Origin of the sequence: Nocardia camponoti (genome assembly GCF_014646135.1) — a bacterium.
GTDB lineage: Bacteria > Actinomycetota > Actinomycetes > Mycobacteriales > Mycobacteriaceae > Nocardia > Nocardia camponoti.
In genome coordinates, this window is the sequence record NZ_BMMW01000001.1 from 1,001,639 (window position 1) to 1,026,456 (window position 24,818).

At 66.0% G+C, this 24,818-nt stretch carries 19 protein-coding genes and 2 pseudogenes; all 21 read right to left on the reverse strand.

All coding sequences use genetic code 11. The features are described from left to right. Positions 1–10 precede the first annotated feature (10 nt). The 21 genes and pseudogenes from IEX78_RS04590 to IEX78_RS04690 all read right to left on the reverse strand — a co-directional run bounded on the left by IEX78_RS04590 (position 11) and on the right by IEX78_RS04690 (position 24,762). Positions 11–490, reverse strand: a complete 480-nt coding sequence (locus IEX78_RS04590; protein WP_229683703.1) for a DUF4913 domain-containing protein — start codon at positions 488–490, stop codon at positions 11–13. Beyond that, complete coding sequence (locus IEX78_RS04595; protein WP_188827534.1) at positions 487–2,301, reverse strand: type IV secretory system conjugative DNA transfer family protein; 1,815 nt, start codon at positions 2,299–2,301, stop codon at positions 487–489. Before IEX78_RS04595 ends, IEX78_RS04590 begins: the two co-directional genes overlap by 4 nt. 29 nt (positions 2,302–2,330) lie before the next feature. Beyond that, a complete protein-coding gene (locus IEX78_RS04600) occupies positions 2,331–2,840 on the reverse strand; it encodes a hypothetical protein (RefSeq protein ID WP_188827535.1) in 510 nt (169 codons plus the stop codon). 47 nt (positions 2,841–2,887) lie between these two features. Next, on the reverse strand, positions 2,888–4,588 hold the full coding sequence (locus IEX78_RS04605; RefSeq protein WP_188827536.1) for a peptidoglycan DD-metalloendopeptidase family protein: 1,701 nt from the start codon (positions 4,586–4,588) through the stop codon (positions 2,888–2,890). Positions 4,589–4,652: 64 nt separating this feature from the next. Continuing rightward, a complete protein-coding gene (locus IEX78_RS04610) occupies positions 4,653–4,961 on the reverse strand; it encodes a transposase (RefSeq protein ID WP_188827537.1) in 309 nt (102 codons plus the stop codon). Next, positions 4,958–7,423, reverse strand: coding sequence for a putative type IV secretion/conjugal transfer ATPase (locus IEX78_RS04615; protein ID WP_188827538.1), 2,466 nt, complete (start codon positions 7,421–7,423; stop codon positions 4,958–4,960). The genes IEX78_RS04610 and IEX78_RS04615 overlap by 4 nt, the downstream gene beginning before the upstream one ends. A gap of 7 nt (positions 7,424–7,430) precedes the next feature. Then, the gene (locus IEX78_RS04620; RefSeq protein WP_188827539.1) at positions 7,431–8,936 is read right to left on the reverse strand and encodes an SCO6880 family protein; all 1,506 of its coding nucleotides are present in this window, start codon (positions 8,934–8,936) and stop codon (positions 7,431–7,433) included. Beyond that, complete coding sequence (locus IEX78_RS04625) at positions 8,933–10,381, reverse strand: hypothetical protein (RefSeq protein WP_188827540.1); 1,449 nt, start codon at positions 10,379–10,381, stop codon at positions 8,933–8,935. The genes IEX78_RS04620 and IEX78_RS04625 overlap by 4 nt, the downstream gene beginning before the upstream one ends. A 38-nt stretch (positions 10,382–10,419) precedes the next feature. After that, positions 10,420–11,232, reverse strand: a complete 813-nt coding sequence (locus IEX78_RS04630; RefSeq protein ID WP_188827541.1) for a DUF8175 domain-containg protein — start codon at positions 11,230–11,232, stop codon at positions 10,420–10,422. Then, the gene (locus tag IEX78_RS04635) at positions 11,229–11,849 is read right to left on the reverse strand and encodes a DUF8175 domain-containg protein (protein ID WP_188827542.1); all 621 of its coding nucleotides are present in this window, start codon (positions 11,847–11,849) and stop codon (positions 11,229–11,231) included. The genes IEX78_RS04630 and IEX78_RS04635 overlap by 4 nt, the downstream gene beginning before the upstream one ends. A gap of 8 nt (positions 11,850–11,857) precedes the next feature. After that, a complete protein-coding gene (locus tag IEX78_RS04640; RefSeq protein ID WP_188828233.1) occupies positions 11,858–12,103 on the reverse strand; it encodes a hypothetical protein in 246 nt (81 codons plus the stop codon). A gap of 5 nt (positions 12,104–12,108) precedes the next feature. Then, entirely contained in the window at positions 12,109–12,405 is a 297-nt protein-coding gene (locus IEX78_RS04645) for a hypothetical protein (RefSeq protein WP_188827543.1), read from the reverse strand. Positions 12,406–12,514: 109 nt separating this feature from the next. Continuing rightward, complete coding sequence (locus IEX78_RS04650) at positions 12,515–13,150, reverse strand: hypothetical protein (protein WP_188827544.1); 636 nt, start codon at positions 13,148–13,150, stop codon at positions 12,515–12,517. Further along, entirely contained in the window at positions 13,147–14,007 is an 861-nt protein-coding gene (locus IEX78_RS04655) for a MinD/ParA family ATP-binding protein (RefSeq protein ID WP_188827545.1), read from the reverse strand. Before IEX78_RS04655 ends, IEX78_RS04650 begins: the two co-directional genes overlap by 4 nt. A gap of 11 nt (positions 14,008–14,018) precedes the next feature. Beyond that, a complete protein-coding gene (locus tag IEX78_RS04660; protein WP_188827546.1) occupies positions 14,019–14,879 on the reverse strand; it encodes a DUF8176 domain-containing protein in 861 nt (286 codons plus the stop codon). 55 nt (positions 14,880–14,934) lie between these two features. Further along, on the reverse strand, positions 14,935–16,560 hold the full coding sequence (locus IEX78_RS04665) for a cutinase family protein (RefSeq protein ID WP_188827547.1): 1,626 nt from the start codon (positions 16,558–16,560) through the stop codon (positions 14,935–14,937). A 155-nt stretch (positions 16,561–16,715) separates the two neighbouring features. Further along, positions 16,716–19,118 (reverse strand): RelA/SpoT family protein, encoded by a 2,403-nt coding sequence (locus tag IEX78_RS04670; protein WP_188827548.1) that lies wholly within the window; start codon positions 19,116–19,118, stop codon positions 16,716–16,718. A gap of 140 nt (positions 19,119–19,258) precedes the next feature. Next, positions 19,259–19,939, reverse strand: coding sequence for an NUDIX hydrolase (locus IEX78_RS04675; RefSeq protein WP_188827549.1), 681 nt, complete (start codon positions 19,937–19,939; stop codon positions 19,259–19,261). A 745-nt stretch (positions 19,940–20,684) separates the two neighbouring features. Then, positions 20,685–21,680 (reverse strand): annotated as a pseudogene (locus IEX78_RS24705) (adenylosuccinate synthetase); the annotation flags it as partial. Between the two features lie 536 nt (positions 21,681–22,216). Continuing rightward, a pseudogene (locus IEX78_RS04685) lies at positions 22,217–23,119 on the reverse strand (hypothetical protein); the annotation flags it as partial. Between the two features lie 68 nt (positions 23,120–23,187). Next, on the reverse strand, positions 23,188–24,762 hold the full coding sequence (locus IEX78_RS04690; protein WP_188827551.1) for an ABC-F family ATP-binding cassette domain-containing protein: 1,575 nt from the start codon (positions 24,760–24,762) through the stop codon (positions 23,188–23,190). Positions 24,763–24,818 lie beyond the last annotated feature (56 nt).

A 24,818-nucleotide genomic window follows, 5' to 3' on the forward strand; every position in this document is an offset into this window, starting at 1 on the left:
TTATTACGGGCTATTCCGGCAGCACGTCAAAAGTAGAAGCTGTTCGTGCCCCTTCGGTGATGCGCGGTTCGATTGTTTTGTGCAGCAGCAATGTTGGTTCGCCGCCACGGCTTGGATCAGTGATCGCTTTCGGGTCGGGTTCATCGACCTGAAGGCTGGCAAGCATCTCTTTGTGTCCGTTGCGGACGCTGCAGTATTTGAAGGGCCCACTCGGGTCAAAGAGCTTGGCCATATGCGGGTCCGCATGTTGCAGGAACCAAATGCTGATGCCTACGCCACCTTGTAAGCGGTAGTGCTCCCAGCTTTGCCACAGCGCATCAAGGCGAATCAACGCTTCTGGGTGACGTTGCCATTCCGGGCACCACACGGTGTCGCTCACGTCGGTCACCTGACGGCGAAAGACGCGGCTTAGGTAATGCACGACGAATTCAACAACGTTCGGATAAGCGTTGGTGATTTCGGGTGCGATGACTTGGCTCTCGTCGGTCACAGTGGCTTCGCTTCCTGGATCTCATCCACATTTGTTTCTGGGAAATTGGCTGGCTCAGTGGGAATCGTGATCCGCGTCTTCTTCGTTGGATCATTCGCTTCGATGGAACTGCGCACGGCGTCGGCGTACGGCGATTCCCACCACGGCACCGTCCGCACGAGCACCGCTGGCTGGCCGGAGGTGAAAACAACCGCGCGCCCACGCGGCAGTGTCGCGAGACCTTGCGCGGTGAAGGTGACCGACGACGAAAGCGAACGCGAATAGCTCTTGCTATTGCCCGACTGCGACATCGATTGCGAAATCGAGTCGTATTCGCCAATGGCTTCGGAGCGGTCGCGCAGGAATGCCATGTCGTCGAGGCCGCTGCCGAGCACCTTAATATTCGCCGCCGACCACAGCGCGTTCATGCCATCTTGGCCCCAGCAGCGCGCTCCTTGGGCCCACGACTGCAACACCGTCATCACGACGATGCCGCGCGAACCAAAGTGGCTGTACTGCTTGGGCAGATCCTTCCACTTGACCACGTTCGCGGCCTCATCAAGCACCGCGAGCAGCGGGATCGGCAGGCGACCACCGGTCGACTGCGCCGCCTTGCGCATCGCCACATCGATCACCGCTTCCGTGAGCGCGCTCACGAGCGGAGCCGCCGAGCCACGACCCTCCAGCGACAGGCTGTAGAGCGTGCCGTTGCGGTCGATGAACTCGCTTTCATCGAAGCCGTACCGGTCGCCACCGGGGACGATCCACGGGTGCACATTGCTGAGCTGCAAGCAGCGGATCATCTTCTTCGCGGTACCGAAAATGCCACTTTTGGTTCGGCCTTCGGCGTTGTACTGCATCGCGAGGCCCGATGCGGTGAAGTGGTGGCCAGCTTCGCGCAGGTAGGCGATCGGCGCGTGGTTTTGGGCATCGGTGACCCACTCCCACACCTTGGTAATCGGCTCTCCCGCGATCGCCGCCGCGAGAAACAGTCCGGCGAGCAGGTCCTCTGCCTCGGGGTCGAAGAACGAGTCCTCACCGCTGTTGTCCCCGCTGTCGGCTTCGCTGTCGGCAAAATGTCCAGCCAACCGCGCCGCCCGCATCTCGCACCCGTCGGACAGATGATCAACCCACGCGAGCGGGTCCCAGAACCACGTTGCCCGCTCCCCCGCGACCCCCTGCGGGTCGAAGACGAACGTGCGACTTCCCTTGTTCTCCCGCACATTTCGCGTCGCGTCGACAACGTCGCGTTTGTTGGACGTGGTGAGCACCGGCCCGATCGCCGACAGGATCGCCGGGATCACGCGCGACGTCGACTTGCCTTGCCTAGGGCCCCAAATATCAAGGTGCAGATCCTCATACGAGCCGAACAGCGGCACCCCGTCGGCGATACCAACCCCAATCGGCACGCCGGGCGAATCCTGCGTACCGAGCGCGATGCCGAGTTCTTTGGCCTTCGCGCGCACCCCTTCCTCGGTAATCGCCGCGATCGCACTTCCGCTGCCCATGTAGTCGGCCTTGTCGTCGACGGCGAGTCGCCCGACCGATGCCCGCTTCTTCCGGTGCCGCTTGAGCAGGAAGAAACCGATGATCGCCGCGATTACCAGCGCGATGATGACCGTCGACATGGTCGGCCAGTGCAGTTTTCCGCGCACTAGCTCGGTAACGACGGCGATCGGATTGAGCGGAATCGACTGTGGCTCAGCCGAAAGCGCGTTGCCAAGATGCAGCGCGACGGCGACGGTGATGAAGGTCGCGAAACCCAGATATATCGACCACAGCGTCATGTCAGGCCCGATCGCGGCCGGGTCTGTCACCTTCTTCTTCGCCACCTGTGCCTCCTAAAGGGTTTCGTCGTTGGTCAGCGGAACGCGTCGAGTCGCCAGCCTTGCGGCGTGCGCACGACGGTCGCGATGACCGTGTTCGGGGGGAGCGCCTCGGTGCGCCCGTTGGGGTAGACCACGGTTTGTTCGATGCCGATTTTGTACTGGGAGATCGCGCTGTCGGTGCTGGTTGGCGGTCGCTCACCGGACGCGAACGCGAACGCGTCGACGCGTGCTTTTGCTTTGGCCCACTCTGCCCATTGGAGAGTAGGTTTCGGCGCTTCGCTTGCCGCTGGCGCGTCTAGCGTCCGAATCATGCTTGGCCCCAACAGGTTCCGCGCGCGAGCGAGCGAGTCGCCGGGTTGCTCGGTGACGGGCCTCCATGTGTAAATCTCGCGCAGCGCGGCAACCGCGACCCCATCGGGAGTGGTCGTATCGACGGTGGCGGCGGCTTCGAGCAATCGCGTTGTCGACGTGACCGCGCTCGCGGGCGATTCCGTCGAAGTTCCCCCACCGCAGGCGAGCACAAGCATCGCAACACCAGTCATGAGCAGCACCGCCCTCGTCACGCGGAATGGACTCTTCCAGTGTGCCCTCACAGCACCCTCCTCGCGCGCGCGTCGCCCGGCAGCGCCGTTTTCGCAACGCCGCCACCGCCACCGGAACTGGTCGGCGGCAACGCTTCGATGACCTGACCATCGCCGGTCGCGATCCCAACCCGGGTCGGACCGAGCCGGCCAAACGAACTGAAAACGAGGTCACCAGCGGCGACCTTGCTGATCGACACCTCAACGCCCGCTTCCCACTGCTGTTCGGCGGTGCGCGGCAACGTGACCGCACCGCCGGACGCCGCGAAAACCGCTGCGGCAGTGAGGCCGGGCGCGTCGAAACCGCCGTTGCTTGGCCCCTGCGCGCCCCCGCCACCCCACACGTACGGGGTGCCGAGCCAATCCTCGGCGGCGTGGGCGACCTGCCCGCCGCGCGCACCGTCTTCGGGGACGAACCGACCCTGGGCGCCCGGAGCGCGATACTGGGGCTCCATCGACAAAATGTTGGTGACGTACGGCTGCGTCTCGGAATAGTGGGCGGCAACCCGATTGGGCATGCCGCCCGAGGCGAGCACCGCGCCTTCGCCCGCGTTGTAGCCGGCGAGGGTGAGCGCCGGCAGGTCGCCCGAAACCTGGCCGGACGCAAGCCAACCGGCGACCTTGTGCGCGATCGAGCACATGTAGCGGGCTTGGCCGATGATCGCGTCCCCGTCGTCCCACACGCTCGCGGTGCCGTTGCCGTCGGCGTCGATCACGTACGGTTTGCCGTCATCGGGATTAATGCTTGCCGCCGTCCCGGGAAGGAACTGCGCGAGCCCCTGCGCGCCAGCGGGCGAGGTGAGACCACGGCGAAAACCCGACTCCTGCTTGGCCTGTGCGGCGAGCAGCGACGAGGAGATCTCCGGGCACACCGAACCGGCACGGCGGTACCAGATTTCGAGTTCGGCGGGGACTTTGCCGTCGGCCAACGCGCCGCCCGCGCTACCAAATCCGCGCACACAGTTCGCGTCAGCGGAAAACGCCCGCGCGCCACCAACATCCGGGGTTGGGGCACCGTCGAGCCACGGCAGCGGGTCGATCTGGCGACCACCGGTGAACCGACCGCCGGGCACGATTTCGAAGTGCAGGTGCGGCCCGCTCGACTCCCCCGCCGACCCAACCATGCCGATCGGCTGACCCGCCGTGACGGTTTCGCCGGTGCGGACTTTCACGCCGGTGGCCCACATGTGCCCGTAGACAGCCGAATACGCGCGGCCGTTGGTGTCGACCGAATCGACGACAATCCAGTTGCCAAAGCCCGACGCCGGTCCTGCCGCGACAACGCGCCCGTCGGAAACGGAGTAGATCGTTGTGCCGTCGGCGGCGGCCATGTCGACGCCGAGGTGTTGACCACCGCGCGCGCCGAAAACGTCAGAGACCGTGAACTTCCCACTCTCCAACGGCAGCGTGCGCCGCAGTGGGCCGACGCCAGCGGCGAGTTGCGGTGTCGCGGTGACGGACGGGTTCCCCGTCGAGGTGACCACTGCGGTTGAGGTCGCCGCCGTTGAGGTTGCCGCCGTTGACGTCGCCGCAGCGCGATTGCCAAAGGTCGACCCGCCCAGCTCCGGCAACGCCGAAACGGAAGGGTTCACGAGCACGTCGTCGGTCTCGCACGTGTCATCCGACGACGGCAACACGACCACCAAAATCAGCGCGACAAGTCCAACGATCGCGACCATTGCCGTCAGCGCGAGCGTGCGCACACTCATGCGAGACCACCTCGCGCCGGGCCGTTGGGATGGCCGCGGCGAACCGGGTCCGCCGCGGCCCGGCTCACGTGCGGCGCCTGGTCTCGTTGAGCGAGTCGGCGAGCACGCGATTCATCTCGGTGGCGGCGGCTAGTTGTTGTTGTAGCGCAACAACTTTGCGACGCAGCGCGGTGGCATCAAGCCGGTCGACGCTCGGATCTTGCGCGGCGCGCACCCAGTTGCGCACCGAATTGGCATGCACGCCAATCTGTTCGGCGACCGCACGGCACGCTTCGGACTCGCTGCGCAGTTTCTCGGTAAGCGCGTGCACCTGCTTGACCGCCGCGCTGCGCACCTCCGGCGACACGCGTCGATAGGAACGATGCGGCATCATGGCCGCTCCTCGTCGGTTCGGGTGTCGCCGAACTCGCTGAACCGCTGGTTGGTGTCGTGAATGCCGCTTGCCTTCTCCGACATCGTGAACTCCATGTGGAACGGGATTCCTGGCCTGCGATCCTCACCGATTTTGAGCAGGAACTTGCCGGTGCCGGGCGGCGACGGACGCTGCTGCCCCGGTTTCAATGCTTCACCGGTGAGCGCTTGGGGTGCCGACCACCCGGTGACCATCTCGGTTTCGGCGGTGGTGAACGGCACCGTCGAGTCGAGGCGCGTGAGTTCTTCGGCGGGGAGCGCCCCAAAGATCTTGGCGCGCGCGCGTTCCAGGAAGCCGAGCGCTTTGGCAATGGCCGCTTCGGAACCGAGCGCCTGCAAGTCCTTGATGGTGTGGCTGATCATGATCAGCGCGGTCGCCAACCCGCGCTGCAACCGGGTGAGTTCGTCGACGCGGTCGACCATGAAGTCGCCAAGTCCGAGGACTTGCCAGAGTTCGTCCATGACGACCTGGAAGTAGCGCTGCGGACCAAGGTCGGCATCGGCCAGGACGTGCGCAGCCTCAACCGAGGCGAACCCGTCGGCCCAACAGGCAAGCATCACTGCGGCTTTGAGCTTTTTGTCGCCCGTCGGGATGTGGGAGACGTCAATGCACACCGCGACGGCCCCGGTGTCGATCGGCACGCTGGTCTGCCCGTTGAAGATCGCGCCGAACGGACCCTGGGTCAGCGCGCGCAGCGAGCGACGGAGGTTCTTGATCGCGTGCGCGTACTCGTCTTCGTCATCCGCACCCGCGTCGAGCATCAATTCCGCACCGCCAGCGACGATCACCTCGAGGAGGTTCTCCATGATCGGCGGCTTGTCGGGCGCGTACTCCGAACCCGGCGCGTACAGCACGCGCAGTGCGGTGGCGATAAGCGTTTCCTCGAAGTCGGCAACCCGTGCGCCACGGACCAATTCGACGAGGCCAGCAATCAGGGTGACCTGCCGCGCGCGCAAATCCTGCAACACCTGACGTTGCAAAATGGGCTTGTCTTCGAGCATCGGCACCACCGAACCGAGCACCCCCGCCGCGAGCGGATTGAGTTTGCCGTGCCCGTACCCGAGGTCGATCACCTGACCACCGACAAGTTCGACGAGCTTGCGGTAGTCGGGTTTCACGTCGGCGAGGATGAGCGGCGTCACCCCTTGCGCGACGCCACCGAGCACGATCCGGCGAACCAGCGACGACTTACCAAACCCGTTGAGCCCCAACACAAACAAGCTCGGCGCGGTGATGAAACTGCCGCGCATGAACCAGTTCATCGGGTCGAAGCACACGGGCGCGCCGGTATGCAGATGCGAACCGAGCGGCGTTCCGATCAGCGGCGCGCCAGCACCCACCGACCAGGGCCACAGGCCAGCGACTTGTGCTGTGGTCGCGCGGTATTCGACCGGGCGGCCAACCACGTTCATCTTGCCGCCGCCCGCACCCGAGTATCCGCGATCGGTGAGTTCGGCGGTGGTGCGTTCGAACCCGTCCTTGTCGATGGCCTCATTGCGCGCCTGGGCGTTGTTGCGGCGCAGGTCGTCGGTGTGGATGCGGAAGGTGGCCCACGCGGCGCGCAACCCGGACTGCTCGCGCGCGATCATCTCGTAGCGTGCGCGCGCCGCGTCGTCGAGAAGACTCGGGCCGCTTCGCTTTTCGGGCTTCTTGGCCTTGGTCGGGCCGACGCCCATCAGCCGATCGGCGACGTCATCGTGGAGCGTGTCGCGATCGGGTTTCCCAACGCGCTGCGGTTTACGAGCACGCGTCTGCTTGGGCGGCTTCTTCGCGCGAGGTTCGGCATTCTTCGCGCGCGCTTCCGGATTCGCGCGCTCGTGCTGCAGGCGCGGACCGTGGTCTTCTGGGCGCAGCGAAGGAAGCGTGCGGCGCGGGATGCGCTTGCCGCGCGCGTCGACATCGCCCGCGATCTGCCCGCGGGTGCTCTCGCGACCGTCGCTTCGGCCGCCGCCAGCCCGCGCACCGCGAAGTCCGCGACCGCCTGAGTTTCGCGACCGCTCGCGATCGGCTGGCTCAGCAGGGTTATCGCGCCCGCGACGGACGCGGCCGCTCCCGGGTTCGCCAACCTCGGCGCGCCCACGATCGACGTCACGTCGCCGGTCCGCGCTCGGCCGCCACTCATCGTCGACCGCGCCGCGATGAGTGTCGGCCGCGTTGCGCAGTTCCTCTTCTTCCAGCGCGCGACGACGCTCGGCCCGCGCGCGTGCCGCCTCCTCGCGTGCGCGTCGATCCTGTTCTGCCAGTTCGGCATCCGAAAGAGAACGCGTGCCGCGCGCGGATGCCGTTTCGGTCCGTTCGCTGAGATCGAGCACGTCGTCGCTCACGCGCGACGCGCCGCCAGCCGGTCGTGGCTCGGCTTCACCGCGAATGCGGGGTGGCCGATGCACAGGCCGGAGCGCGATGTCTTCGTAGTCGCGTCCCATAGTCGCCTCACCCCGCCAATGCCTTCGGAATCGTCGCGTGCTCAGGCAGGATCACGCCGCACCCGAGCGAGGCCGCGAACGCCGCGGCCTGGTAGCGGTAGCACCGCCGAATCTTCAACCGCGCCTGCGTCGACAGGTCGCGCGTGATGGCTTCGATGCGCGGGAGGTCGCCGCGCAGCGGTTCGGTGATCGTGACGAGCGCGCCGAACCGGGTGACCCCGTGACCACGCGCTTGCTCTTCACGCGCCTGCTGCGTCGCGCCGACGCGCAGTGTCGCGGCTGCCGAAACAACGCCGCGCTCGCTTTGCTGGGCGACGAGCGCGTTCTTGAAGTCGTCATCGACGATTTCGGCGGCGTCGGCGGCTGAGTGCGGCCGGTAGACGATCGCGATGCGCTTGCGCGGCACTTCGGGATTCGGTGCGAGCAGGCGTTGCAGCACGCGCTCGTCAACGGCTCCCTCGGGCGCGGCATCCATTTCCCAGGTCACCGAACGACCGCCGTCGTGCAGGAAGTGGTCCCACTTCTCGTCGTGCGAGACCGGGCCCGCGTCGTCCCAACCGAGCCCATGACCACCCGGATCGGCAGCGGCGACCTCAAGGTCGGCCTGCGCGGCCGGGTCGTAACTGCGGCGAATGAACGAGATGACCTCTTCGGCCGACATCGGCTGCGCGCGCACGCCCGCTTCGGCCAACGCGGCGCAAATACCGGGCAGGCGACGCCCAATCTCGACGGCTTCCTCAGCCGGGTTCTTGCGTCGTTCGGCCGTTGTCGCCTTGAACGTGATCGCCACGCGCGGCAGCAATTGCACCCGCTCCTGCGGCAACTCGGTCGCCAACTCGTACATGACCTGCTGCGCGAGCTCCGGCGCTTCGGGCCGGGTGATGGTCGACACCTCGTTGAGCAACCGGTTGCCGGTTTCGGGGACGGTGTCGATGACCGGGACGACAGCGACGATGTCGCTGGTCTGGCCAACGGAGGCGAGGAAGGTGCCCCACGCTGAGACCCAGCGGTCAATGACCGGCTGGTCGACAGCCTCGTGGCCCTGCGGCCACGCCCGCAACACCACGGTGTACTGGGCGAACGCGGGCAGGTGGATCATGCCGAAGTGGTAGCCGCCAGCATCAATGCCCTCGTACAACTTCGACGGCGCGAGCAACCCGGGCAGCTTCGTGACACCACCGGGGATCTTGGAAAACCGACCGCCGCGATACACGTGCTCGCCTTTGCTTCGCGTGCGCATCCAGTTGAACATCATCAATCCCGTCTCGTAGCCCGAGCGGCCCCCCGTCCGCCAAACCAAGGGCAACATCACCAGCGCGCCAACGCCGCCGACGACGAAACCCCAGGAAAATCCACCAACCATCGCGCTGATGAGCGCCGTGATCACCACGACGAAACCGATGACGGTTTCTTCCCAGCGCAAGCCGAAAAGGCCAGCGCTACGCGGTTTTTGCCACAGCCCGTAGGAGCGGCGTTCGTACAGGTCGGCCGAGGTGCTCGTTGTGCTGCTCATCGCGGAATCGTGCTCCTGCCCAGGTCAGGTGAACGGTTGGCCCAGCGGTCGCCTGCCATGTCGCCCGCGCTCTGCTCGGCTCGACTCGCGGTTCCCGCCGCCGCGCGTGCGGCCGCGATGTTGCGTGCCGCACCGGATGGCACCGACCCCGAACTCGGCGAACCGGTCGTGCCGCCGCCCCCACCGCGCGGCGGCGGCGTGGCTCGCGGTCCGCCGCCAGCAGGGCCGACCCCACCTGGTCGCGGGCCGCCCGCACCGCCACCACCGCCGAAGTACCCCGCCGAACCTGGTGCGGCATGAGCGCGTGCGGCAACAGCTTTCGTGCCGATCGAACCGAGCGCCATCGCGCCAATCGCGGTGCCACCGGCAACCATCAGACCCGAACCGCCCGTACCAACCGTGGCGACCGCTGGCGCGACAAGTCGCATCAGCGCGGGCAACACGAACGCGACGCTGCACAGCAGTACAAGCGCGACCAACATGCGCTGCGCCTGTTCACCGTCGGGCAGCGCGGCACCGCCTGGCGTCGTCTCGTCCACATGACCAGCGGTGACGAACGCGATCATGTACACGATCGCGGCCACCGGCTTAAACAGCATGAACGCGATGATCCAGCCGACCAGTTTCTGATACGACTGCTTGCCCGTACCGGTCGCCGATGCCGCTGCCGCGAGAGGCAAGACACCGGCCGCGACGACGAGCAATCCCTGTCGAACGATGGCAAGCACGATCTGGGCGAGCGCGCCAAGCAAACCAACAATCGCGATGATCAACACCAAACCGGGCGAAAACGCTTGCAGCTTAGACGTTTTCACCATCAGCTCGGCCATGTTCTTGGCGTTGCCGCCAGTGGCATCAGCGATGATCCACTCGGAGAACTTGTCCGACGCGCGGGTGCCAGCCACGATCACCGCGCCAAGCATCCACGAGCTGAAAACCACCCGTGCGAAGAGCCGGAACGACTCAGCAGCCTCACTGACCGCGGCGCCGCGGCGCGCTTCCGCAAGTCGACCACCGGTGATGATCACCGACGCGATCAACAACAGCATCTGAATCTGATACGTGTAATCGTTGATCTTGGTGAACAATTCGCCCGAGTTGCTGACGGCCTCGTTCGGCACCTTCATCCAGAAGGTCAGCGCCAAAATCAGCGCCTCACCAAGGCCCTTCATCAGCGAGTCGACCACCTTGCCGAAGGTCGAATCCCACGCCTTGTCCTTCACGGCCGTGGCCGCGTCGCCCGGGTGCGACGCCGCGTTGCCCGCCTTGCACACCGCCGACGCGGCATCACCAAGCGAAACACCAGGAATCGCGACGCTATCGAGCGTGTCGTGAATCTCGTTGCACGTGGCATCGAAGCCGTAGGGCTCACCCATCGCCACCGTCGGGGTCGCGATCATCACGGTGAAAATCACCGCGAGAATGGTGACGATCCGCCTCAGCATTGTTGGCACCCCTCGCAAGTCGGCAGCAGCAGCACTATTCACCATTTCGTCCACCCCGCCAGTGATTCGACGAACTCCGTCTGAGCGTTGGTCGTGGTCGATGGCTTGAGCCGCCAGTCGCCCGAGTCCCACACCATGATCAACCGCATTGCCGCGTATGTCTGCTTACCTGCGATTACGGGCCCACGTGAGGCGAGTCGCACGATCGCCATATCGTCGGCGTAGTCATCAACTTTGAACGCATCCGAGGCAACGAAGTACCGCGTGACCTTCTCGGGCTGCTGCTTGGGTAGTCGATTCGCCGACAACGCCGACTCGTACGCGGCCAACTGCGTCGCGCTGACGCGCACCTGGCTGGTGTAGAGGTCGCGGTCGGCAGGCCGCGCGTTCAGGCGGTAGGTGATTTGCGCGGCGGCAAGCGCGGCACCCTGCGGGGTGTGCGCGTAGCCGACAACTTGACCGCCCTCGATGCGCGTCGGGCCGTCGGAGGTCGAAAACGGAACGGACGCACCGTAAACGCGCTGCCACCCATGCGAAGCGGTGGTGCCGACTGGTGCGGCGGTGAGCCAATCACCGTCGTTCGGCCCGCGCTGCTTGCTCGGATCTTGCGCCAACGGTTGACCGACCGGATTGTTGGGTATATCCACTCGGCGACCCAACACATCAACTTCGGGTTCGGCGAACCCCGTTCCGCCACTGGCCTGCGGAGGTGGTGCTGCCGCTTCGGCATTGGGATCACCGCCGGTGAAGTACACAACCGCACCGACAACGAGGATCAACGCGAGTAAGGCACCGGAGGCGATCATGCCGAAGGACGCGCGCTCGCGCGTGCTCGACTCCTTGTCGCTCACTTCGGTGCCTCCAATGCAACGATGCCTTCGGGTAGTGCGTCTATCGCGTCGATGGGTCGGGCCGTTGAGCCCGGATCGGGAAGTTGTAATCGCCAATCGTCGCCATACCAGCGCACCGTCGTGTGGTTCACCGCGCGCGATGCGTCGGAATAGGCGGTGTACACATCCACTTTCGACTGCTCAGCACCGTATTCGGTGATGTTGTAACCCAACAATTTTGGTGCGTACTCCACCTGCGCCGCAGCGGTAATCGACAATTGCACCCGATTGATCGCCCACTCGTCGCGGGCGGGACCCGGCACAACCTGCGCGTTCACCACTCCGCTCCACTGACTGTCGGGCGCTACCGACAGTCGAATGGTGTGGTTGATCGCGGCAAGCCCAGCCCCGCGCGGTGAGTGCTCGAATCCCGTTGCCACCCCGGATGATACCGAGGTCGGCCCCTGTTCGGCGACCGGTACCGCGACGCCCTGATAGTCCTGCCAACGCACGCCAGTGGGAGCGGCGGCGAGGTCGGGACCGTCAGCGTCGTGCCCGCACCCAGTCGTCGCGGCGAGCAAAACAACGCCAACGATGACCGGGCGCACTGCGGCACGACAAGCGGCACTGATTCCCATCGATCACCTCACGCCGGCAGGAACGCCAGCGCGATCCCGGAGGCGGTGCTTGCCACGGCTGCCCCGAGCAGACTCATCAGCACGCCATGCGACGCGTCGTTGACGGCGAGGTCGCTGCGGAAGGCGATCCACAGGCGACCAGCCGAGAGAATCATCCACGCGAGGCACGTGAGCAGCACGAACCACAACAGCCAGTTGAGCAACTGCATCATCGGGGCGAGCACATCGGCCGGAATCTGTTTGTACGCGAGCATAGTGATCACGTGCCGATGACCGCGTTCATAATAGTGCCCGCGCTCGTCGCAACAACACCGCCAATCATGGCTCCCGCCACCATCTTTGGTGACTCAAGGCCGCCGCCGGTCCAGCGTTCCCACGCGAATTTGCCACCGGCATAGGTGATCCCGCAGATGCCTGACAGCAGCACGAACCAGGTGAGGTAGCGAACGAGCTGCAAGATCTTCTCCGACCCGGGCGGAGCTTCCGGGGTCGGATTGCCCACCTGGGCAAGCACGGTGCCGTACGTGTCCTGCACGGCGAGGAGGAGCATGCTCATCGGGTGCCTTTCTCCCACTGTAAAGGTGTTGTGCCACAACCACTTCGACCTTGTCGAACGCCGTCACCGCTCACGTTTGTACACCAAGGTGATCGCCATCGCTCCATGATCATCGGCGATCCTCGCGAGACTCGCCGCGCAGCCGCTCGCGCACCGCCGCGACCAGGTCGATTCCCAAGTCGCCAACTTCGGGCGGCACTTCCTCGAAGGGGTCGGAACGCCGCTTGCGCGAAGGCGGTTCGTCGCCGGGCGACCACACCGGCAGTTCCGCCGATTCGACCAGCGTCCACTCTTCGAACCACGGCACCTGCCACACGTGTCCGGCAAGTGAGCCGACGACGTCGCGGTAGCGTCGAATCTCCGGTGCCATGCGGCCAGGCCGCGCGGCGACGGTAAGCAACCCAAGTACTTCGACCGAACCGGCGAGGCCCGCGTGATGCTGACGCAGCAGGTCGTGTGCGCGCGTGAGGCCCGAAATCGTCTCGCGTGCAACAAGAACCACGTACGGCGACTCGCGATCGAACCCGCCGGGCCACTTCCCCCGCGCATCAGCGGCGGGCGCGAGGACATGTTCGAGCGTGGAAGCACCCGAACCGCCGTGAACACCAAGCAACCACAGCAACGGGGCACGGCCGATCCCGGGAACCGGACGGTCCCAGATCGCCGCGCGACGCGACTCGGGCGGGGCGACAACACCTGCGGGCGCCTGCTCACGGCGACGACGAAGATTCATAGCGGCCGTCATGATGCCACCCCCGCGAGCAAGCTCGCATATGCCGAACGCGTGGCTTCGGCCAGCTCTCGGTGGGCGACGAGTTCGCCGCGCGCCAAATGCGGATCGTAGGGAATCTCGACGACCTCACGCACCCAGCCCGAAAGGTGTTCGCGCAAATGCTCGGCAACTCGGGAGTCGTCGTGCGAATACTGGTGCGAGACAACGATTGTCGTGTCGGCAACCACACCAGCGCCGTCGTCGCCATAGTGGTCGTCGAGCCATTCCAGCGTGACGCGCAGCCGGTTGGCCGCGTCGACGCGGGCGGGGATCGTGAGCACGAGCGCGATGTCGGCGTCGTCGAGCAGCGGGCGCAGTTGACGCCCGGCAATCGCGTTGCCGCCGTCGTAAACCGCGGTGTAGCCGTCGGTATCGAGGGCACGGGCGACAGTGAGATATGTCGCGCGCCGTCGCAACGGGGTGGCGTCGCGCCAGAGCAAACCGAAGCCCGACGTCGACCGCGACAGGCACTCCTCGATCGGGGCTGGTTCGTCGTCGCCGCGCCCGTACACCCAGGACTGCAGATTCACCGGGTGCAGGTGTTTGTCCGCGCCGCGCAAGGCGAGATCGCTGCCTGCGGCGGTGGCGTCGACGGCGACCGTCGCGACGCCGTCGGCCGCGAGTTCGGCGGCCAACCCCAAGGTGGTTGTGGTCGTGCCCGCTCCGCCGCAGCCGCCTACGACCAAAATCGGTCGGCCCGACCGGCCTTGCTCAGGCTTGCGTCGTAACCGCACAACCGGAGCCGAGTCTGCTACCGCCTCGCTCGATGCCTCAACCGAATCGTCTTCGCCTGATTCATCGAGCCAGCGGCTCCAGTCGTCGTCTGTCATCGCTTGCCTCCTTACGCTGCCGCGATGCCGATAATGAGCGTGCGGTCGCCGACCCGCTCGGTGCGGACCAGCTGTTTCGTGTAGGTCGCAGGGGCCCCGGCGGGCCGAAATTCGGTGACCTCAACAGTGAACCGGTCCGCGGCCAGTGTGGTGACGCGGACACAGTGGGTTGTGCCGACCGGAATGGAATCGATGCCGCGCTGGATGAGCTCGGCCGACGACACGTCCGCGTCGGGCACCACCACCGCGCGTGCCGCGGCACCCGACCGGGTGACGTAATACGCGTGCTGGAAAGCCAATATCGCGTTCGGTCCCGAATCGGTGCCGCCCGGTGCGGCACTTCGCACAGTGGTTGCTGAGGTTTCGGTCGGGCAGTCGCGGCTTGGCGTTGCAGTCGCCGCACCAGCGGTGACGAGCAGCGGATCAGCTGATGTGCCGTTGCCGCCCCGACCGAAAAGCAGAAAAACCACGCCGGTCGCCGCGAGGACGAGAATGAGCACGGAAATGCCAAGGACCAGCCATGCGCGACCACGACTCGGGCGAGCATCGGTGCGCCGCAACGGGCCCGACGGGGTGAGCACGGGCGCCGGTTCGTATTCGTCGTCGACGGAAGCTGACCACGGGAACGGCACGACAGCCGCTTCGCCCGCGTCGGCTTCGGCTTCGCGCGGGTCGACCCAGTCCGACCAGCCACCGCTGTATTCGCCTCGGCGATCGGCCAGTTGAGCGGGCGGGGTGAGTTCGGGTTCACGTTCGGCGGGCTGTGGTGCCACCTGCTCGGGCTCGGCGACGCGCGAGGGCTCAACGGCAGCATCAGGTTCGGGCTCGAGCGGCGTGTACCACCGCGATAGTTCGTTGTACGACTTCAACATTGCCTCCTCTCCACGGCACTGGACACGAACATCGACATCGTTGACCCCTCGGCGCTTAGTTCACCGAGGACGGACGGCTAGTTGGTGCGGTGGTGAGGGGTGTCGCGGCAGGCGGAGTCGTCGCGCCGCCGGATGAGGCGCCATCGGCTCCTGTCCCGAACGGAAATTGTCCCCCAGCAGTGGGTGTTGGTGTGGCTGACGCGCCGGTCGTCGTGAAGATTCCGACGGGCGGCTTGTCGGAACCGCCGACGGGCGTGACGCTGGCGCCGACGCCCGGCCCGCTTGACGCGTCGCGCGCCAACGCGGCAAACCATTGCGCGACATAGTCGGTGGGGGTAGTGCCATCGCTACCAACTCCCATCCGCGAGTAGCCGTCGTGACGTTGCATGGCGTCCCAATAACGCACCCACGTTGTCACGTCGAGCAGTTCCTTGTTGTCGGTGATGTTTTGCTGCACCGCCGTGAACGCCTCGTTGACGAGCCGCACCCCGGTGGTGGGTGGAATCAGTTGCGGGATCGCGCCGACGAGCTTGGTGCCGAGCAGCGTGAGCCCCGCGAGGGGGTTAACCAGCGTTGCCGTTGCCAATTGAGCGATGGTGGCCGGGTCGAGCACGGTTTTCACCACGGTAACCACCGCGTTGAGACCAATCATCCCAACCTTGAGCAACGCTTGGAACGCTGAGTTCACGTCGAGCGTGCTGCGCGGATCGGCGGCGTCAGCAAGTCGTTGGGAAATCGACTTCTTCGGCGAGATCGACAGATCGGCCAACGTGGAACCCGAGATGTCTTCGTTAACGACGGTACTCGCCGTTTTGATCGACGTGAAAGCCAAAGCTTGGGCGATCGAGACGAGCGAGCCGATGGGATCGCCGCCAGAGACCTTCATTTGGCTGACCAGGTTGGCCACCGCGCGCATGATCGGGGCGCCCTGCGGGGCATCGCACGCGAGATCGCCGGTGGCACAGAAACTTGCGACGCGACCGGTGAGCGCGCCGAAATTGGCGGCCTGCTGGCTTTGCGGTCCGATGCCCGCGCCGGGCGTTGGCGCTTGCTTGACTTCCGCGATCTCGGCGAGCGCTTTGCCGGAGGTGCCCGGCGCGCTCGCGGGTCGGGTGCGGTCGGCAGCGCCGGGGAACAACGCGGAGTTGGCTGCGCGAGTGGGGTCGGCGAAGAGCGCGACGGCGGCGACTTTGTCGGCAGCGACCGCGCCTTTGCCCGCGCCGACTTCTTGCGCGAAGAGCGAAACCACATGTGCGCCTTGGGAATACCCGACGACGGCCAACCGCGTACCTGGGCACCGCTGGGTGACCTGCTTGGCCATGTCGCGCAGGTTCGCGAGCCCCTTGTCGACAGATTGGGTGTAGGGCACCGCCTCGCCTGGCGTGACGCCGCCGGCGCCCGCCGGATACGGGACGTACGCGCGGTCAACGAGGCCGGGCTCGGCCGCTTTGGACAGCATGGGCCCAAAGACGGTGGACAGCATGCCCGTATCCGTGCTCGGGGCGGCATCCGGCGACGATTCGCCCGTGCCTTGCACGCCGAGGGCGAACAGGGCGGGGCAGGTGTCGATTGATACCTCTTCAGCGTTGGCTTCCCCCGCCGATACCGCAGTTGAGCAGACGGCAAGCGCGATGATTGTTCCCGCGAGCCGTGCCGTGTACCGAGCCAATTCGATCCGCATCACAGTCCCGTTCCGCCGACCATCCGAGCGTTGAAACGCACTAAACGGTAACAGATTCGGCGGGGCGAAATCCTCGCTTGGGCAGCGTTAGGGCAGGGGTACAGCAAACATGACGCGCGCAGCTAACTTCGGGCAGAAGCGACTATTCGCCCGGGTCAGGCTGCTGACGTAACGCGGTAGACGTCGTAGACGCCTTCCACGTTGCGCACCACATTGAGCAGATGCCCAAGGTGCTTGGGGTCGCCCATCTCAAAGGTGAACTTGCTGATGGCAACCCGATCGCCGTGGGTGGCAACCGAAGCCGACAGGATGTTGACCTTCTCGTCGGCGAGCACCTTCGTGACGTCGGACAGCAGGCGCGTGCGGTCGAGCGCTTCGATCTGAATCGCGACGAGGAACACCGACGACGGCGACGGCGCCCACTCGACATCGATGATGCGCTCGGCTTGCTCTTGGAGCGACCCGGCGTTGGTGCAGTCGGTGCGGTGCACACTCACCGCGCCACCGCGCGTGACGAAACCCATGATCTCGTCGCCTGGTACGGGCGTGCAGCATTTCGCGAGCTTGGCGACCGTGCCCGGCGCGCCGGGGATGAGCACGCCAGCGTCGCCGGTAATGCGTTGGCGCGCGGGCGTTGTCGACGGGGTCGACCGTTCGGCGAGTTCGTTCTCGACGTCACCAATGCCGCCGAGCTGAGCCATGAGCCGTTGCACGACGTGATGCGCCGAAACCTGATGCTCGCCAACGGCGGTGTAAAGCGCGGAGATATCGCCGTAGTGCAGTTCGTGGGCGACGGCGGTCATCGCGTCGACGCTCATCAACCGCTGCAGCGGCAGCCCAACACGCCTGACCTCCTTGGAGATCTGGTCCTTGCCGCTTTCGAGCGCTTCCTCGCGACGTTCCTTAGCGAACCACTGGCGAATCTTGGCCTTGGCACGGGGCGACACGACAAAGTTCTGCCAGTCGCGGCTTGGCCCGGCATTTTGCGCCTTCGAGGTGAACACCTCGACGACCTCGCCGTTCTCCAGCTGCCGTTCCAGCGCGACAAGGCGACCGTTGACGCGCGCGCCAATGCATTTGTGCCCCACCTCGGTGTGCACGGCGTAGGCGAAGTCGACCGGAGTCGACTTCTGCGGCAACGTGATTACGTCGCCCTTGGGCGTGAAGACGAAGATCTCGGGCGACTTGAGGTCGAAGCGCAGCGATTCAAGGAACTCGGCGGGGTCGGCGGCCTCCCGCTGCCAGTCGAGCAGCTGACGCATCCACGCCATGTCGTCGACTTCGGCCTGTTCGCCGGAGTGCTTGCCCTTGGTTTCCTTGTAGCGCCAGTGCGCCGCGATGCCGAATTCGGCGGTGCGGTGCATGTCGTGGGTGCGCAGCTGCACCTCAAGTGGCTTGCCGTCGGGGCCGACGACCGTGGTGTGCAACGACTGGTAGACGCCGTACCGCGGTTGGGCGATGTAGTCCTTGAACCGGCCAGCCATCGGCTGCCACAGCGAGTGCACAACACCGACCGCGGCGTAGCAGTCGCGCACGTCGTCGCACAAAATGCGCATGCCGACGAGGTCATGGATGTCGTCGAAGTCTTTGCCCTTGACGATCATCTTCTGGTAAATCGACCAGTAGTGCTTGGGTCGACCTTCCACGACAGCGGTGATGCGCGAGCTGGCGAGCGTGTTGATGATCTCGGCGCGCACTTTGGCAAGGTAAGTGTCACGTGATGGTGCGCGGTCGGCGACGAGGCGCACGATCTCGTCGTACTTTTTCGGGTGCAGGATCGCGAACGCGAGGTCTTCGAGCTCCCACTTGACCGTGGCCATTCCGAGTCGGTGCGCGAGCGGGGCGATGACCTCAAGGGTTTCCTTCGCCTTTTTCGCCTGCTTTTCCGGCGGCAGGAAGCGCATCGTGCGCATGTTGTGCAGGCGGTCGGCGACCTTGATCACGAGCACGCGGGGGTCGCGTGCCATCGCGATGATCATCTTGCGGATGGTCTCGGCCTCGGCGGCCGCACCCAGGTTCACCTTGTCGAGTTTGGTGACGCCATCGACGAGATGCGCGACCTCTTGACCGAACTCTTCCTTGAGTTGCTCAAGGGAGTAGCCGGTGTCTTCGACGGTGTCGTGCAGCAGTGCCGCGACGAGGGTGATGGTGTCCATCCCCAGCTCAGCGAGGATATTCGCGACGGCGAGAGGGTGGGTGATGTACGGGTCGCCCGACTTGCGGAACTGCTTCGCGTGCCGTTCGTCAGCGACGTCGAAGGCGCGTTGCAGCAGCGCGAGGTTGGCTTTGGGGTACAGCTCCCGGTGGACGGTGGCGAGCGGTTCGAGCACCGGCTTGACGGCGGCGATTCCGCGCTGACCGGTCATCCTGCGGGCGAGCCGGGCACGCACGCGACGCGACGCCGAGCTGGGCACCGATGCCGAAGGCGACGGTTTCACCGGGGGCTGCGTGGGGGGCGGGATGACGGGGCCAGCCTGGGTGGTGCCGTTAGCGTCGTTGTTGCGCGGGGCTTGAGTCAACTCCTGTCCAACCTTCGCCTCGCCGAGTTGTCGAGTCATGCCACCGCCTTCCACGCCGCATCCGGGACCCGCCCGGATCACCAACTTTACAGCTTGTCCGCCGTACCCGTCGCGCCTGTACATCGGGTGCGCCGCACGCCGATCGCGGCGCGTTTTTCCGGCCGCATCCAGCGCGAACGCTACTCGCTTCGCGCGTGTGTTCGACGCTGATCGGGCGAGTTGGTCTCGGGTTGATCGTAGGCCCACACGACGGCGGGGCGGCCGGTCGCCTTGACCCGTCGACGTTCGCCGGTGCGGGCGAGGCCGGGGATGGCGGCGAGGGTGCGATTGAGGTTGGCCGCGTCGGGGCGCGCGCCGGCGATCGAGGTGGCGAGGGCGACCGCGCGGCTCGCTGGGAATTCTGGGCCGGTCAGTGCGCGGGTGAGCGACTGGTCTTTCCACAGCAAGTCCGCGAGCAGGTCACGGCTGGTTTCGATGATGCGGTTGTGGTCGAAGGCGAGGAGCGGAACGGCGTCGAAGTCGACCCAGTCGACCTGGCCTGTCGCGGTGGGGTCGATCACCGCCCACATCGCGATGGACAGCGTCGGGCCGCGCGGGTCACGATGGGGTTCGTCGAAGGTGGCGAGTTGGCCGACGGCGGCAATCGCGTCGTCGGGCAGCCCCAGTTTGGTGACGACCGCCCGTCGCGCCGCCTCCGCAAGCCGTTCGCCCCTGCCGAGCAGGACACCGGGGAGCGCTAGTTGCCCAGTGAACGGTTCGAACGCGCGGGGCGCGACCCCAACTTTGACCGCGTCCGCGTCGGCTTCCCGCGTCGACCGACGCAACGCGACAACGTCAATGGACACCACCGATTGCTCCACGCGCCACATCCTGCCTGACGCGAGTGGGGTGGTCGATATTGGGCGAAGCGGCGAGCTTGACTTCGGCGCGATTTGAACGCCTGCCATTTGGAGTGCTGCCGCGAGCGGATTGGTCAGCGCTGACCGCAGCGTGGGTGCGACTGTCTGCGCGGGCTGGCCCGTGGTCGCCGAAGCCGATGGGGTGGTTAGCGTCGGCCATAGCAGCGACCTGGACCCGGGTCGGTCGGCGCGATTTCGCCCCGGGGCTGGCGAGAGCGCCACTCCGAGTGTGGGACTCGGCGTTGGGTGCGGTGCCCAGCGCGGCGTGGGCGCGACGGTCGGCGCGGGTTGGGCCGTGGGCGGTTAGGGCGAGGGGGATGTCTAGGGAGGTGCTGATCCAGGCGCCCATGTCGCCGTCGATGTCGTGGAGTTCGGGCTGTGCGGTGGTGATGAGGTCGGTGAGGTGCTGTTGGTGTGCGAGGTCTTGCCATGTGCCGAGCGGTAATTCGGTGATGCGACCGGATTCTTGGGTCGAGTAGGCGACCGCTGCGCGCCACGTACCCGCAGCGGGCGTGGGGTCGTCCGTGCCAGCGGCAATGGGCACAGTTCCGGCAGCCGCCGAGTTGCTGCACGTAGCCGCAGCGGGTGTGGCGTTCTCTGTGCCAGCGGCACTGCGCACACTTCCGGCCGCCACCGAGTTGGAGCCCGGCCGATGGTCGGCCGCGCCGGAGTTGCGACTGACTCGGTTGGCCCTGAGGTCAGGGACGACAGCGTCGAGGTGGTTGACCACCAACGCGTCGACGCGACCACATGCCGCAACGGCATAGCGAGCAAGAACCAGGTCGAAGTGACCCTGGCGGAAATCGCCCTGATAGTGACCAAAACCGTTGTGCGGCTCCGGTATTTCCAGCGGTGCTTCAGTCGGGAGTGGTCCTGCGCCATGCCGCGTGGCGTACGCGCGCGTCACCCCGAGCACCTGCCCGCTCGCGCCAACTTCCGCGAGTAGCGCGTGCGCGTTGCGCGGTTCCACCGTCGACCAAGTGGTGTGCGGGTGGAAGCCGCGCCACTCGTCAAGCAGCACACCCTGCGCGCCCTCGAACACCACCCGGCCACGCGCAACCATCCGCGCCAACTCAGCAGCCCCGTCGACAATCCTTACCGCGCAAGTGAATTCGCGATACATGCGAACAAGATCGTCGATGGGTTCGAACCCGTGCGCCGATCCGGTGAGCAGGGGCGCGTAGTGCGCGGCGAGCTGGTCGAGTTTCGCGCGAAGGAGCACCGGGTCGCGACAGTCACGGACGCGCGGGGCATCGTATTCGAGTGCGTACGAAGCGGTTTCGCCGATGCCGCGCCCGCAGGAACCGTGGCGCGAAGAACCCCTCGCGTCCTCGCGCGCACGGTTCGCGGCAATGTGGATGGGCGTGGTGAGCAGGGCGTCACCGTCAATGGCGACCAACCCGAGCGGATCAACCACCCCGAGCGCGGCCAACCGCTCGGATTCACTGGCCAGCGCCATCGGTTCAACAAGGCAATACCGCGAAAGCAGGGTCGGCACCCGACTGAACGTCCCCGCCCCGAACTGGGCGAAGCAGTGATGCCTCCCGTCGACCACCACGTTGTGCGCGGCTTGCGCGCCCCCGTTGAACCGCACCACCCCAGCGACCCCGAGCCCGGCCTCGGCGGAGCACAACCAGTCGACCGTCGCCCCTTTCCCCGCATCCCCAAACCCGAGGTCAACAACGATCAGATGCGCACTCACCGCGTCCTCCTGTCCGGTCCGTCCACCTCGTCGGGAGCAACCAACCGCCGCACCGCTTTCCGCCCCGCCGCCTCAGCCCGCCCCCGCGCATCATCGCGCCGACCAACGCCGCGCCGCACCCCCGCACCTCCATCACCCGATTCGCCATCAGCCGACACCGCACGAGCAGCGTCACCCCTCCGACCCGCACTCGACCCACTGCGACCACGCGAGCCCGCGTCACCGCCCGCACCGTCGACCCCTCGCGAACTCGCGCTCCGACCCGCGCCCTGACCGCGCCTTCCCCCGTCACCACCAGCGACATCACGAGTACCGGCACGGCCCCGCACTCGCGCACCCCCGTGGCTATCCCCACCGGAGCCCGTACGAGCAGCGCCACCACGTCGGCCAGCGCTAGTCCCGCCGTCACCACGCGAGACCGCCGCACCCCCATTGCGACGATCGTCAAGATCCCGCAAGTCCGCAACGCCCGCACCATCCCCCGCACGCGAGCCCCGACCCTCAGCACGCCGACGCGGCCCGCGACCCTCAGCCCCCGACAACGCCTGCTCAACCGCATCCGCCTCGGCAACCGAACCCAAGTCGCGCAAATCCGCCAAACCCTCGTCCAGTTTCACGCGCTGCTCCCCCAATCCGATGGCGAGCGCGATCAATTCGCATACCGCGCCCGGGTCTTCCAACTTGAGGAACCGCTCGCCAAGCAGCCCACTCCAGTGGTCGGCGATTTCGGGGTCGAGGTAGTACGACGACTCGTTCGGCAGGATGAAGTACACGTTCCAGCGCTCGGCGAGCACGCGGTAGATCGACTCGACGCTCACATCGGTGTCCACGTGGTCGCCGATGACAGCGCGGATGTGGCGAGCGGTGAGGCGGGGCTTGTTCAGCTCATCGCCGATGAGGAACAGGTAACCGCGCTTGCCCCGCTTCTCCCACGCGTCCGTCACCATGTGTCGCGCGACGAAATACGCTGCCAATTCATAACTTTCGGACTTCTGGCCGCCGCCTCCTCCTTCGAGGAGAATCTCGCGCAACTGGTCGTCCATGCGGTTGTCGGATTCGAACTGGCCGATCTGCAACGGCACCCGGTCGGACTCGGCGTCGCCGATCGCGCCGAAGCACACCTGCGGGTCGTCGGCGTAGCCGCGCGCGGCGAGCAACCCGTGCAGCTTGGCGAGTTTGGTCTGCATGATGCGCGGTACCCGGCCCATCGACCCGGTGACGTCGAAGAGCACAACAACCGGCAACGAATTGCCATGTTCGGCGCTGTCGCGGCTCTCCCGGTACGCGACGTCGAACGGATCGAGACTCGGGTGCGCGTGCCAGGTGTTGTAGTCCTGGTCGCGCATTCGCGCGGTGTACCCGAAGTCGTCGATGCCGTTGCGTGCGCGGTAAGTCTGGCCCGCACGGTAGGCGGTGTCGTCCCAATTTCCGTATCCCATGTGTTTTAGTCTAGATGACTAAAACAAGAACCGTCAAGGGGAAACCCACCGTGCGAGCGTTTTTCGCGTTACTCGACCAATCCGTCAGCCGTGAGCTCAAGCGTGCGCGTGACCCCGATATCGGCAAGGAACCGCTGGTCATGACTCACCACGATCAGCGCGCCCTCAAACCCCGACAGCGCCTGCGTGAGATGCGCGAGGCTGGGCAAATCGAGGTTGTTCGTCGGCTCATCGAGCATCAGAAAGCGCGGCGCGGGATCAGCGAGCAGCAACGTCGCCAACGCCGCCCGCAACCGCTCCCCACCCGACAGCGCCGCCACCGGCCGGTCGGCGTCGGCCCCGCGAAACAGGAACCGCGCGAGCTGTCCGCGAATGGTTTCCGCGTCCGCGTGCGGCGCGGCGGCAGCCACATTGGCGAACACCGACAGTTCCTCAGAGAACACGTCGAGCCGCTGCGGCAACATCCGCCACGCCACCTTTGGCCCAGCAGCCGCGATCTGCCGCAGCAACGTCGACTTCCCAGCCCCGTTGCGCCCGGTCAGCGCGATCCGCTCCGGCCCACTCACCCGCAGGTCAACGACAGGACCGTTAGCCAACTCGAGACCGGCCAGCTCGATCACGTCCTGTCCCGGATACAACCGCGTCGCGGGCAGTTCGATGCGCACCTCACGGTCGTCGCGCACCAATTCGGCTGCGCGATCAAGGTTTTCGCGGGCGGAGTCAAGCTTGTCGATGTGGGCGTTGCGCAGTTTGCCCGCCGACACCTCGGCGCTGTTCTTGCGCATTCCCATCACGATCTTGGGTTCACGCTTTTGGTCGTACATCTTCTGCCCGTAGCGAGCGCGTCGGTCGAGTTTGATCCGCGCCTCAACCAACTCACGTGCCTGCTTGCGCACGTCGCCACGCGCATCGCGCACCGCCGCCCGCGCCGCTTCCTGTTCGGCTTCGATCACCTCTTCGTAGTGCGTGAAATTGCCACCAAAGCAACGGATTTCGCCCGCGCGCACCTCGGCGATCACGTCGGCCCGATCCAACAATGCGCGGTCGTGACTGACAACCACAACCATCCCGTCGAACTGCCTGATCACCTCGTAGAGACGCTCGCGTGCCGCCGAATCCAGGTTGTTGGTCGGCTCATCGAGCAGCAGGACGTCGGGTTCGGCGAGCAGTTCGGCGACAAGCCCCAGCAACACCGTTTCACCACCGGACAGCGTGTCGACGGTGCGGTCAAGATCGGCAACCGACCCGGCGACGTAATCGAGCCCGAGCCTGCCAAGCAACGCGACAGCCTCGTCCTCAACCTGCCATTGCGTGCCGACGGTGTCGAAGTCGGCTTCGGTCCCCTCCCCCGCTTCAATTCGCGCGAGCGCGGCACGTTGCGGGGCGATGCCAAGCAGTTCGTCGACGCGCGAACCGACGCGAAGTCCCAGGTCCTGGCGCAAATAGCCAATACGCCCGGCCACGGTGACCGACCCGCGCGCGGGCGTCAGCTCGCCAACAACGAACCGCAACAGCGTGGATTTACCAGCGCCATTAGCGCCAACGAGACCGACAACCGTGCCGCTGAGCACCGCGTTGAGCCCGTCGAAAACGGGGGTGCCATCAGGCCAGGAAAAAGTGAGATCAGAAAAGGAAATAGACATGCGGACCGCCTCAAAGGGTGCAACGGAAAACGCGGTGCGCGAGTGCGGACCGCCCG

Excerpts from the sequence above, each read along its gene's own strand:
- IEX78_RS04640 (WP_188828233.1), bottom strand. The coding sequence starts at position 12,103 with ATGCTCGCGTACAAACAGATTCCGGCCGATGTGCTCGCCCCGATGATG.
- IEX78_RS04665 (WP_188827547.1), bottom strand. The coding sequence starts at position 16,560 with ATGCGGATCGAATTGGCTCGGTACACGGCACGGCTCGCGGGAACAATC.
- IEX78_RS04625 (WP_188827540.1), bottom strand. The coding sequence starts at position 10,381 with ATGCTGAGGCGGATCGTCACCATTCTCGCGGTGATTTTCACCGTGATG.
- IEX78_RS04650 (WP_188827544.1), bottom strand. The coding sequence starts at position 13,150 with ATGACGGCCGCTATGAATCTTCGTCGTCGCCGTGAGCAGGCGCCCGCA.
- IEX78_RS04615 (WP_188827538.1), bottom strand. The coding sequence starts at position 7,423 with ATGGGACGCGACTACGAAGACATCGCGCTCCGGCCTGTGCATCGGCCA.
- IEX78_RS04655 (WP_188827545.1), bottom strand. The coding sequence starts at position 14,007 with ATGACAGACGACGACTGGAGCCGCTGGCTCGATGAATCAGGCGAAGAC.
- IEX78_RS04600 (WP_188827535.1), bottom strand. The coding sequence starts at position 2,840 with ATGACTGGTGTTGCGATGCTTGTGCTCGCCTGCGGTGGGGGAACTTCG.
- IEX78_RS04645 (WP_188827543.1), bottom strand. The coding sequence starts at position 12,405 with ATGAGCATGCTCCTCCTCGCCGTGCAGGACACGTACGGCACCGTGCTT.
- IEX78_RS04690 (WP_188827551.1), bottom strand. The coding sequence starts at position 24,762 with ATGTCTATTTCCTTTTCTGATCTCACTTTTTCCTGGCCTGATGGCACC.
- IEX78_RS04635 (WP_188827542.1), bottom strand. The coding sequence starts at position 11,849 with ATGGGAATCAGTGCCGCTTGTCGTGCCGCAGTGCGCCCGGTCATCGTT.
- IEX78_RS04660 (WP_188827546.1), bottom strand. The coding sequence starts at position 14,879 with ATGTTGAAGTCGTACAACGAACTATCGCGGTGGTACACGCCGCTCGAG.
- IEX78_RS04605 (WP_188827536.1), bottom strand. The coding sequence starts at position 4,588 with ATGAGTGTGCGCACGCTCGCGCTGACGGCAATGGTCGCGATCGTTGGA.
- IEX78_RS04670 (WP_188827548.1), bottom strand. The coding sequence starts at position 19,118 with ATGACTCGACAACTCGGCGAGGCGAAGGTTGGACAGGAGTTGACTCAA.
- IEX78_RS04610 (WP_188827537.1), bottom strand. The coding sequence starts at position 4,961 with ATGATGCCGCATCGTTCCTATCGACGCGTGTCGCCGGAGGTGCGCAGC.
- IEX78_RS04620 (WP_188827539.1), bottom strand. The coding sequence starts at position 8,936 with ATGAGCAGCACAACGAGCACCTCGGCCGACCTGTACGAACGCCGCTCC.